Here is an 11401-nt window from a genome sequence, read left to right as displayed (position 1 = left end):
GGGCAGCCTGGCGCTGGCACAGTGGGGGTGGCACGGCGTGGCCTGGCTGGCGGTGGTGTGTGCGGGCGGCAGCCTGCTGCTGCGCTTGAAGTAAGGGGGGTGTTTGGCAGGGCTTGCAGCCCTGCACCTGCTGGAGGCAACAGCAACAGCAACAGCAACAGCGGGGTTCCTGTAGGGAGGCGGGGTGGGTCCGGTTGCGGGGGACGCCGTGAATCCCCAGTCCGGCCCAGCCGCTGGCGGCTGGGCGTTCGGGCGCTTGCGAAGCAATGCTTCGCAAGCGAAGCGCCCTCACCCATGGGGGCTCGGTCGCGCCTTGCTCGTGTGCGCTGTCCTGCGCACACGGCAAGACCGGGGTTGGGCGTCCTGCCCAACCCGCCCGAGGCATGCCTCGGGCCCATGGCGCTCACGCCCCCGCAACCGGACCCACCCCGCCTTCGACAGGTTCCTGCGGTCTGTTGGAATGGCTCTTGGGGTCAGATCCGTTTTCCTTCGGAAAACGGATCTGACCCCTGATTGATTTCGATATCTGACAGAAGTGTCGACCAAGGTCGACACCTACCAACCGCCATCGGAATCTGTCAGAGGTGGGGCGGTGTCGGAGTGCGGGGTGTCAGCCGCATGGATGCGGCTGCCAAGCTTACAGGGACGTACTTGCAGCGTCCCCGCAGTCCGACACCGCCGCGCCATCCCACGGAGAGCCCGCTTTTGATTTTGCTGTTGAGGTTGCCGGCCAGCGGCCGGCACTACCGCGGGTGCAGGGCTGCAGGCCCTGCCGAACCCCCCCCCCCTAATCGTGCCCGCTGTCGTCCAGGCTGATGATGCCGCGCCGCAGCGCCTGGGTGACCGCATGGGTGCGATCACCCACGCCGAGCTTGTCCATCAGGCTTTTCATGTGCGCCTTCACCGTCTGCTCCGAAATCTGCATGCGCTCGCCGATGCGCTTGTTCGACAGCCCTCCGGCCACGTGCCGCAGTACCTCGGTCTCGCGCGGTGACAGGCGGTCTTCGATCACATGCGCGGCGATGCTGGCGGCCACCGCTGGAGGAATCGGCGCACGGCGGCCACCGGCCACCATGCGGATCGTGTCGACCAGTTCGTGGCGCAGCATGTCCTTCAGCAGATACGCGCTGGCGCCGGCCTGCAGTGCCCTCACCGCACGTACGTCACCGCGATAGGTGGTCAGCACGATGATGCGTGCGCGTGGGTCCAGCGCGCGGATCCGCACGATGGCTTCCACACCATCCAGGCGGGGCATCTGCAGGTCCATCAGCACGACGTCAGGCTGCAACTGCTGGTAGCGTGCGATGGCTTCTTCGCCATCGGCGGCTTCGCCGAGCAGGCGCAGGTCGGCATGAGCGCCCAACAGTGCCGCCAGGCCATCACGCAGCAGCGGGTGGTCGTCGACCACCAGCACGCCGATCGGGGCAGGGGACTCAGTCATGGTTTTCTCTACTCCAGGGCCAATGCCAACGCGATCGGCGGCGCTGATACAGCCGCCGGGCCGGAACTGCCAGCGCGACTTCGGTACCCAGCCCGGGGCGGGTCCACAGCTGCAGTTCCGCGCCGAGGCGCTGGGCGCGCTCACGCATGCCCTGCAGGCCCCAATGGCCATGGCCGGCATTTTCGTGGGTGATGCCCACGCCATCGTCGCGCACGTGCAGCAGGAAGCAGCGCGTTCCGTAGGAAAGTTCCACTTCGATGGCGCTGGCGTTGGCATGACGCAGCGCATTGCGGATGGCCTCGCGCCCGATCAGGAACACCTCCTCGGCCGCGTCGGCCTGCAGCGGTGGCGTCGCGCCTTCCACGGTCAGGCGCAGGGGATTGATGCCATGCCCGGCGTATTCGGCGTGCACGTCGGCCAGCGCCGAAGCGAGGTCGCGGCCCGCGAACGGCGCCTCGCGCAGCGCATTTACCCGCTCGCGACCCTCGGCCAGGTTGCGCTCGGCCAGCTGCATCGCTGACTCAAGCTGGCTGCGCACCGGTTCCGGCGTCTGCGCTGACTGGCTGATCGCGTGCAGGCGCAGGATCAGGCCCTGGCTACCCTGCAGCAGGGTGTCGTGCAGGTCGCGCGCGATGCGTTCGCGTTCGCCGTTGCGCTCCTGCAGGCGCGCGCGGAACAAGGCTGCCAGCTGGCCGCTGCGGATGCGTACGGCCAGCACCAGCAGTGCAAGCACGGCGGCGGTGCACAGCAGCTTGAACCACAGGGTCTGCATGAAGGTGGGAGCGATGCGGAAGCTGCGGCTGGCCGGTGCGGTGCTCCAGATGCCATCCTCGTTGGCGGCTTCCACCTCGAACCGGTAGCTGCCGGGCGCGAGGTTGGTGTAATACGCACGTGTGCTGCTGCCAGCGTCCTGCCAGCCGTCATCCACGCCCGACAGGCGGTAGCGGTATCGGTTGCGCTCCGGACGTGCCAACGACAGCGCCACGTAATCGATCTGCAGCTGGCTGGTGCCGGCCGGGAGGCGCAGACCATCGCGTAGCGGCGCGTGCTCGCTGCCATACAGCACCTCGCCGATGCGCACGCTGGGAGCCATCGTATTGACGTGCGAGCGGGTGGTGTCCAGCCAGGCCAGGCCCTGGTTGGTGGCCAACCACAGCAGGCCGTCGTCGGCCAGCGTTGCGGTGGCGATCGGTCCGCTCTGCAGGGCAATGCCCGGCATGCCGTCAGCTGCGTCGAACAGGCGTGGCATGACCGGCAGGCCGCTGCGCACGGCGCGGCGCAGCAGGCCGGTTTCCAGGCGAACCAGGCCACGGCTGCCGTTGAGCCACAGGTATCCATGTGCATCGGTGACCATGCCGGTGATGCCTTCCAGTACGCCGGCCATGTCAGTGCGCACCGGAACGAAACGGCCATTGCCCAGGCGTGCTGCCAGCCCGGCCTCGCCGGCGACAAGCAGAAGGTCCCGGTGGTGCAGCATCGCGGTGATCGGCCCTACCGACAGGCCGTCCCCGGAGTCGAAGCTCTCGGTGCCATTCGCACCCAGGCGGCGCAGGCGGCCATCGGCATAGCCGAGCAGCAGCTGGCCATCCGCATCCAGCGCCAGCGATGAGCAGGCCTGCTCGGGCAGGCGGATTTCACGTTGCCACTGGTCATGCTGGTAGTGCAGCACCCCGCGTTCGCCGGTGCAGACCCAGGCCTGTCCGTCATCGGGGAACAACAGGGCATGCAGCGGCTGCCCGGTGAACGGCGCCGGCAGCGGGATCAATGTGGTGTGGCCGGCGACCGTGCGCGCGAGGTTGACCCAGTCGAACTGCCAGATCGGCGTGGGTGCCTGGCGCGCGGCAGCCTGCAGCTGCGTGGCGCTGCCATCCAGCAGGGTGCGCCGCAGGTCGTAGGGCTTGAGGTCTTCGCCATAGCCATACACGCGGCCATCGCTGGCCCGTACCAGCGAGCGGTAGGGATCGCTTGGACCCACCGCCAGGGTGTGCACGCTGCGTGCGCGGAAACGGTTGAGGCCGAGATTGGTGCCAATCCAGAGATTGCCTTCGCGATCGACGATGATCGGCACGGCCGAGGTGGCGGTCAGTCCTTGCGGCGAATCGAAGCGTTCCATGCGCACGGCCCGGGTGCCGGCGAAGGTGATGTGGGCAACGCCGCCGTGCGGACTCATCGTGGCCCACAGCGCGCCATCGGCAGTGAACTGCAGGCGCGCAGCGACCAGTTCCGGCAGCCGCCGTGCCTCACGTTCGCTGTCTGCCAGCAGACCCTGCGCGTTCGCCAGTGGCGAGGTGCCGCGCACCCGGTCGGCCAGCCACACTTCACCCTGCGGGCTTTCGGCCAGCGTCGCCATCTGCGAGACCGCGATGCCGGTGTCCTCGAACGCGGTCTGGCCCGCCGCGCGCATCCAGATCTTCAGGCCGGCCAGCACCCAGAACCTGCCCCGGCTGTCGTGCAGCACCCACTGCACACGGTGCTCGGGCAGGCCGGCAGCGGCCGGCAGTGGCTGCCAGCGGTGTCCGTCAAAGCGGCGCAGCCCGCCATTGATCGCCGCCCAGAGTTGGCCATCGCGATCCTGGCTGAAGCGCGGCACCACGCCGACCGGCACCCCCTGCTCACGGCCGTAGCTGTGCAGCCGTCCCTGCGCGAAGCGGCTGATGCCGGCCTGGAAGTAGCCGATCCACAGGGCGCCGTCGGCGGCATGCGCCAGCGTGACCATGTTGGTGGACGGGAACTGGCTACCGACGGGCGCTGCCTGCCGTTCGAAGCGACGGCCATCGAAGCGGTACAGGCCCGAGCCGGTAGCCAGCCACAACAGGCCCTCACGGTCCTGGGCAATGTCCCATATATCGCCTGGGGCGCCCTGGCCGACACGCCAGGCGGTATGTTCGTAATCGGGCAGGCCACCGCTCACCGGCGGGCGCTGCACGGCAAGGGCGGGCAGGGCGGTCAACAGCAGCAGGCACGTCAGCAGCGCCGGCAGGCGACGCAGGAACGGGAAGGGGCGGCCACGCATGGCGCGCATTCTGGCAGGTGTGGGGCAGCCCGGGGTGACCCGAACGGGGTAGGCGGTGGCCGCTGCGGTCGGCTATCACGCCGGCATCTCCTCCTGGAACCTGGCCATGCAGCGCCTGTTCGTGATGTTCCCTGATCGGGGGCCGGGCATCGGCCTGCTGTGGTTCCGGCTGTGCGTGACCGCCGCGCTGTGCGCGCCGGATGCTCAGGGCAGTGGGTGGTCGGCGCTGTGCCTGCTTGCAGCGGCCATGCTTGCACTGGGTATGTTGACGCCACTGGCAGCGCTCACGGCGGCCGTGGGCCTGTTCGCGCAGCAGGCGCCCTGGCCACTGGTGGCACTGCCGCCGGCGCTGCTGCTTGTGGGGCCGGGGGCTTATTCACTGGACGCGTGCCTGTTCGGGCGCCGCCTGCTCGGCCGTCGGCCTCCCCCATTCGGGTAGGTGCCGGCCTCGACCGACGGGGGTAGGGCATCGCGCAACGGCCACGCACCATGGGGCACCCCCTCGCGGCGCCCCGCATGGTCACCGTCACTCCGCCCGATCCGCCCGCCGCGCCACTGGCACCGCAGCAGGCCGCCGCACTGCAGCGCGCCCTGCGCTATGTCGATGAGCATCTGTCGCAGCCGCTGCGGGTCACCGAACTGGCGGCCGTCGCCTGCGTCAGCCGCTTCCACCTTGTGCGCCTGTTCCGTAGCGGCACCGGCGCCAGCCCGCTGCGCTATGTGCGCCGTCGCCGCATCGAACGCGCACGCCAGCTGCTGCCTGGCGCGCAGTTGCCGATGGCGTGCCTGGCCCAGCAGCTGGGCTTCTTCGACCAGAGCCACTTCGTCCGCAGCTTCCGCGCGGAGACCGGCTGCAGCCCCGGCCAGTACCTGGCCGGCGATGCCGCCCTGTCGCTTCCCCTTGATCGTGTTTCCAACGGAGTCCATCCATGACCCATGCCACCGCCACGCCCGCCCCGGCCCTGCTGTCGCCCACCGACCATGCCCTGGTGCTGATCGACTTCCAGTCACAGATGGCGTTCGCCACCCACACCATCGATATCTCCACGCTGCGCAACAACGTGTCGCTGATCAGCAAGGGCGCCAAGGGGTTCAAGGTGCCGGTGGTGCTGACCACGGTCGCCGAAGCGTCGTTCTCCGGGCCGATGTTCCCGGAACTGCCGCAGATCTTCCCCGGCCAGCCGGTGTTCGACCGCACGTCGATGAATACCTGGGAAGACCGGCCGGTGATAGACGAGATCAACCGCATCGGCAAGCGTCGGCTGGTGCTTGCCGGCCTATGGACCAGTGTCTGCATCGTGGGTCCGGCGCTGTCTGCGCTGGCGCAGGGCTTCGAGGTCTACGTGATCACCGATGCCTGTGGCGATGTCAGCGAAGAAGCGCACGAGCGTGCGATCACCCGCATGGTGCAGGCCGGCGCGGTTCCGATGACCAGCGTGCAGTACCTGCTCGAGCTGCAGCGCGACTGGGCGCGGGGTGAAACCTACGACCTGACCACCGGCATCGCCCGCGACCACGCCGGCGGCTACGGCATCGGCATCCAGTATGCCAAGCGCATGTTCGGCGCGCAGGAAGGCGGGCACTGAGCATGCTGGCCGGCCATGGCCTTGACCTGGCCCTGCTGATGCTGCGCGTGGCGGCAGGAGGCTTCCTGCTGCCGCACGCGCTGGGCAAGCTGTTTGGCTGGTTCGGCGGACCGGGGCTGGCCGGCTTCGCCACCGAGCTGCGCGGTTTCGGGCTGCCGGCAGTGGCGCCGTTGCCGCTGCTGTTGGCCCTGTCGCAGGTGCTGTCCGGGCTGGCCGTGCTGCTGGGATGGCAGACCCGCATTGCCGCGCTTGCAGCGGCCGCCTTCATCGGCTTCACCGTGCTGTTGGCCCTGCCCAGGGGCTGGTTCTGGATGCGCGGTGGCAGTGAGTACCCGTTGATGTGGACCACGGTACTGCTGGCCATCGCGCTGGCCGGGCCCGGCACCTGGGCACTGGACGTCCATCGCCTTCCGGGAGACCTCGCATGAGTCACGATCCCCTCGACCACGGCCGCCGCACCGTGATGCTGGCCAGCGGCGCCGCGGTTGCGCTCGGCCTGGCCGGTCGTGCCGCTGCCGCACTCGATTCCACTTCCAAGGAGCGTCGCATGAGCACCCTGGTCATCCGCAATGCCCGCATCACCACCCTCGACCCTCAGCAGCCGCACGCCCAGGCACTGGCCGTGCAGGAGGGCCGCATCGTCGCCGTCGGCAGCGACGAGGAGATCATGCGCGGCTGGGGCAATGAAGCGACGCTGATCGACGCGCAGGGCAGGCGCCTGCTGCCCGGCCTCAACGACAGCCATACCCACCTGATCCGTGGTGGCCTGAACTACAACCTTGAACTGCGCTGGGACGGCCTGCGTTCGCTGGGCGACGCCCTGGACATGTTGAAGGCCCAGGTCGACCGCACCCCTGCACCGCAGTGGGTGCGCGTGGTCGGTGGCTTCACCGCCGCACAGTTCAACGAGAAGCGACTGCCGACGCTGCAGGAGCTCAACGACATCGCGTCGGATACGCCGGTGTTCCTGCTGCACCTGTACGACCGCGCGCTGCTCAACCGCGCCGCGCTGCGTGCGTGCGGCTACAGCAAGGACACACCGGATCCGCCGGGTGGCCAGATCGTGCGCGATTCGCTGGGCAACCCGACCGGGCTGCTGCTGGCCAAGCCGAATGCGCTGATCCTCTACGCGACGCTGGCCAAGGGCCCGCGCCTGCCGATCGAGTACCAGGCCAACTCGACGCGCCACTTCATGCGCGAACTGAACCGGCTTGGCATCACCTCGGTGATCGACGCCGGCGGTGGCTTCCAGAACTACCCCGAGGACTACCAGGTCATCGAGCAGCTGCATCGCGATGACCAGCTGACGGTGCGCATCGCCTACAACCTGTTCACCCAGAACAAGGGCAGGGAAGTGGATGACTTCCGTGGCTGGAGCGAGATCCTGCAGCCGCGCCAGGGCGATGACCTGCTGCGCCACAACGGCGCGGGCGAGATGCTGGTGTTCTCCGCCGCCGACTTCGAACTGTTCAACGAGCCGCGCCCGGAACTGCCGCCGGAGCTGGAGCCCGAACTGCACGACGTGGTGAAGCTGCTGGTCGAGAAGCGCTGGCCGTTCCGCATCCACGCCACCTACGACGAGAGCATCACCCGCATCCTGGATGTATACGAACAGGTCAACCGCGAGGTGCCATTCGATGGCCTGCACTGGTTCATCGACCACGCCGAGACCATCACTCCGCGCAATATCGAGCGCATCCGCGCGCTGGGTGGGGGTATCGCCGTGCAGCACCGCATGGCCTACCAGGGCGAAGCCTTCGTCGAGCGCTACGGCGTGCAGGCGGCACGGCACACGCCGCCGGTCAAGCGCATGTTGGCCGAGGGCGTGCCGGTGGGCGCAGGCACCGACGCCACCCGCGTGGCCAGCTACAACCCGTGGGTGGCGTTGTCCTGGCTGGTGACCGGGCGCACCGTGGGCGGGTTGGCCCTGTATGGCGAGGAAAACCTGCTCGAACGCGAGCAGGCGCTGCGCCTGTGGACCCAGGGCAGCGCCTGGTTCTCCGGCGACGAAGCAGTGAAGGGGACATTGAAGGTTGGTCAGCTGGCCGACTTCATCCTGCTCTCGGCCGATTTCTTCCGCGTCCACGACGCGCAGATCGCCGACATCACCAGCATGCTGACCGTGGTCGGCGGGCGCATCGTGCACGCCGACGGCGATTATGCTGGGCTGGCGCCGCAGCTGCCGCCGGCGATGCCGGACTGGTCGCCGGTCAACCGGTTCGGTGGTTACCACGTTGGTGGTGCCGCCACCGGATTGGCCGCTGCCCATCGCCACCATCACGGTGTGGCCTGCAGTACGCATGGTGCTCACGGTCATGCCGCGCATCACGCGGCGCCGACCGATGACCTGGCCGGGTTCTGGGGCGCGATGGGATGCTCGTGCTTCGCGTTCTGAGCCTGGCGCTACTGTCCGTGCCCTCGCTGGCGCTGGCCTGCGAGGGCGGCCGCTGCAGCGACGCGGGCAACGGCGAGCTGCAGCTGGACGCATCGCTGCGCCTGCGTGGCCTGTACTACGACCCGACCCGGTTCGGTATCGGCGGCAGCGAAGATGGCTATGGCCTGCTGCGCGCACTGGCGTCGGCCACCTATGTGGAGGACACCTGGCAGGCAAAACTGCAGCTGGGCGTGCATGCCGAGAATGGCAAGGCAGGCGGCCCGGGCCGCACCGACCGTGGTGCCTTGGACGTGCAGCAGGCGTACTGGCGCTGGCAGCGCGGTGGCTTCCATGTGCAGCTCGGCCGGCAGGAAGCCGGCTATGGCAGCTCGCGGCTGTTGTCGGTACGCGATGGGCCGAACATCCGCCTGGCCTTCGATGGTGCGCGCCTGGGCTGGGAGGGGCGGCTCGGCACGCTTGACCTGATGGCCCTGCGGCCGGTCGAGAACCGGCCGGGTGCCTTTGATGATCGCAGCGAACACGGTGCGCACCTGTGGGGTGCCTATGCCACCGCGGCACGCGGGCAGGGCGTGGGACAGTGGGATCTGTACCTGCTGGACTATCGTCGCGACGGTGCGCGCTTTGCGGCGGGCTCGGGAACCGAGCGCCGGCAGACACTCGGTGCGCGCTGGTTCGGCCAGTCAGGTCTGCTGGACTGGAACAGTGAGCTGGTGGCGCAGGGCGGTGAACTGCGTGCCGCCACCGGCCCACTCGACGTCCGTGCCTGGACGCTGGCGACCGACACGGGCTGGCGCTGGACCGAGCGGCCGCTGCAACCGAGGCTGGGGCTGAAGGCGGATATCGCCAGTGGCGACGGCAAGCTGCATGACGGCCGCCTGGGAACCTTCAATGCACTGTTCCCTAAATCGGCCTACTTCAGCGAGGCCAGCCTGCTGGCCCCGGCCAACCTGATGGACCTGCAACCGACCCTGACCCTGCGCCTGCATCATGCGGTGACCACGGAACTGGGCGTACAGATGGCGTGGAAGCAGCGTCGTGCCGATGCGGTCTACACCACACCGGCACCGCTGCTGGCGTTGCCGGGGAGCGCCGGTGGCGCGCGCCGCATCGGCACCCAGTACAAATCTGAAACCCGCTGGCAGGCCAGCAAACACTGGCAATGGCAGCTGCAGCTGGCCTGGGTCGACGCCGGTCCTGCACTGAAGCAGGCCGGAGGCCAGGACACGCTGTTCGCCTCGATCGTTGGAGCATGGCAATGGTGAACGCAACCGCGTCGCAACACTCCACACAGGCCGCAGGCGCCTGGTCCCCGCTGAAGATCCAGATGTTCCGTTCGATCTGGCTGGCAATCCTGGCCAGCAACATCGGCACCTGGGTCAATGATGTAGCCGCCGCCTGGGTGATGGCCGAACGCACCGGTTCGCCGTTGATGGTGGCCCTGGTGCAATCGGCCACCACGGTGCCGATCGTGCTGCTGGCGCTCGCTGCCGGCACCCTGGCCGACATTGTCGATCGCCGGAAGTACCTGCTGGCGACCCAGGGCTGGATGCTGCTGGTGGCCGCAGCGATGGCCGCGTTGACCGCGATGGACCTGCTGACCCCGCAGTTGCTGGTGCTGCTGACCTTCTGCATGGGCTGTGGTGCGGCGATGGCAATGCCCGCGCAGGCCGCCATTGTCTCCGAGCTGGTACCCCAGCCGATGCTGGCCTCGGCGGTGGCGCTGAACTCGATCGGCATCAACATCGCGCGCTCGATCGGCCCGGCCATTGGTGGCGTGATCGTGGCGCAGCTGGGTGCGGTGTGGGCATTCGGCTTCAACGCCATCACCTTCGCCGCGATGCTGTTCGTGGTGTGGGGCTGGACGCGTGATCCCAAGCAGTCCAGCCTGCCACCGGAAGGTTTCGGTGCCGGCTTGAAGGCGGGCCTGCGTTACGCCAGCCGCGCCGGGCGGCTGCAGGCGGTGCTGATCAAGTCGGTCGGCTTCTTCTTCTTTGCCGCGGCGATGAACGCGCTGTTGCCGGTGGTGGTGCGTGGGCAGATGCATGGCGGGGCGGGGCAGTACGGCATGCTGCTGGGCTGCATCGGCATCGGCGCAGTGGGCGGTGCGCTGCTGCTGCCGAAGCTGCGTGCGCAACTGGATCGTGACCTGTTGGTACTGCTGGCGACCTTGTCGCTGGCCCTGAGCCTGGTCGGGCTGGCGCTGACCCGCAGCTGGTACGTGCTTCCGGCGGTGATGCTGGTCAATGGATTTGCGTGGATCACCGTGCTGTCGTCGCTGCAGATCGCTGCGCAGACTGCGGTTCCGGCATGGGTACGTGCGCGTGCGCTGGCGCTGTACATCATGGTGTTCTCTGCCGGCATGGCCGCCGGCGGCCTGAGCTGGGGCGCGCTCGCACAGCGTACGTCGCCGGAGCTGGCGTTGCTGGTGGCTGCCGCAGGTGCGGTGATCGGCGGATTGCTGGTGTGGCGCGTGCGCATTGCTGGCACCGAGGATCTGAACCTGCGTCCGGCCGGGCACTGGCCGGCGCCGGAACTGTCGGTGCCGGTGTCGAATGATCGGGGGCCGGTGCTGGTTACCATCGAGTACCGCATCGACGATGCTGACCGTGCCAAGTTCCAGGCGCAGATGCGCGCGCTGGGCACGATCCGTCGCCGCGACGGTGCGGTGGTCTGGGGTGTCGTCGAGGACGTGGCCAGCCCGGGCATCCACCTGGAGTATTTCGTGACCCCGTCGTGGCTGGAGCACCTGCGCCAGCACGAGCGCATCACCGCGGATGACAAGGCCATCCAGGAAGTGCTGCGGGAGCTGCATCGCGGCGAGCGCGCCCCCGTGGTGCGTCACTTCGTGGGAGGGCATGACCCGCTGCCTGCCGCCGTGCCGCATCACCACACCGACATCTGACCCGCAGGTGGCAGAGCCGGCCGCTGGCCGGCTCCGCGTGATCACGATGGATGATCGGGTTGCC

General features: G+C 68.6%; 9 protein-coding genes. 7 read left to right on the top strand and 2 right to left on the bottom strand.

Annotation, left to right across the window (positions count from 1 at the left end):
• Positions 1–787: 787 nt before the first annotated feature.
• Both G370_RS0107150 and G370_RS0107145 read right to left on the bottom strand, forming a co-directional pair.
• Positions 788–1441: a response regulator gene (locus tag G370_RS0107150; RefSeq protein ID WP_019659979.1), complete on the bottom strand. Its 654-nt coding sequence runs from the start codon at positions 1439–1441 to the stop codon at positions 788–790.
• Positions 1434–4463: a sensor histidine kinase gene (locus G370_RS0107145; RefSeq protein ID WP_019659978.1), complete on the bottom strand. Its 3030-nt coding sequence runs from the start codon at positions 4461–4463 to the stop codon at positions 1434–1436. The genes G370_RS0107150 and G370_RS0107145 overlap by 8 nt, the downstream gene beginning before the upstream one ends.
• A 97-nt stretch (positions 4464–4560) precedes the next feature.
• Between G370_RS0107145 and G370_RS0107140 the strand changes: the two genes are divergently transcribed.
• The 7 genes from G370_RS0107140 to G370_RS0107110 all read left to right on the top strand — a co-directional run bounded on the left by G370_RS0107140 (position 4561) and on the right by G370_RS0107110 (position 11337).
• Complete coding sequence (locus G370_RS0107140) at positions 4561–4893, top strand: hypothetical protein (protein ID WP_019659977.1); 333 nt, start codon at positions 4561–4563, stop codon at positions 4891–4893.
• 50 nt (positions 4894–4943) lie between these two features.
• Complete coding sequence (locus tag G370_RS0107135; protein ID WP_019659976.1) at positions 4944–5387, top strand: helix-turn-helix transcriptional regulator; 444 nt, start codon at positions 4944–4946, stop codon at positions 5385–5387.
• Positions 5384–6040 (top strand): hydrolase, encoded by a 657-nt coding sequence (locus tag G370_RS0107130; protein ID WP_019659975.1) that lies wholly within the window; start codon positions 5384–5386, stop codon positions 6038–6040. The genes G370_RS0107135 and G370_RS0107130 overlap by 4 nt, the downstream gene beginning before the upstream one ends.
• A 2-nt stretch (positions 6041–6042) precedes the next feature.
• Positions 6043–6468: a DoxX family protein gene (locus G370_RS0107125; RefSeq protein ID WP_019659974.1), complete on the top strand. Its 426-nt coding sequence runs from the start codon at positions 6043–6045 to the stop codon at positions 6466–6468.
• 119 nt (positions 6469–6587) lie between these two features.
• Positions 6588–8435 carry an amidohydrolase gene (locus G370_RS0107120; protein WP_026347017.1) on the top strand — a complete coding sequence of 616 codons (1848 nt, stop codon included), beginning with the start codon at positions 6588–6590 and terminating at the stop codon, positions 8433–8435.
• Positions 8414–9697 carry an alginate export family protein gene (locus G370_RS0107115; protein ID WP_019659972.1) on the top strand — a complete coding sequence of 428 codons (1284 nt, stop codon included), beginning with the start codon at positions 8414–8416 and terminating at the stop codon, positions 9695–9697. Before G370_RS0107120 ends, G370_RS0107115 begins: the two co-directional genes overlap by 22 nt.
• The gene (locus tag G370_RS0107110) at positions 9691–11337 is read left to right on the top strand and encodes an MFS transporter (RefSeq protein WP_019659971.1); all 1647 of its coding nucleotides are present in this window, start codon (positions 9691–9693) and stop codon (positions 11335–11337) included. Before G370_RS0107115 ends, G370_RS0107110 begins: the two co-directional genes overlap by 7 nt.
• Positions 11338–11401: the final 64 nt, after the last annotated feature.

Origin of the sequence: Stenotrophomonas hibiscicola ATCC 19867, from assembly GCF_000382065.1 — a bacterium.
In the GTDB taxonomy this organism is placed as follows: domain Bacteria; phylum Pseudomonadota; class Gammaproteobacteria; order Xanthomonadales; family Xanthomonadaceae; genus Stenotrophomonas; species Stenotrophomonas hibiscicola.
This window is presented reverse-complemented; position numbering and strand designations above follow the sequence as displayed.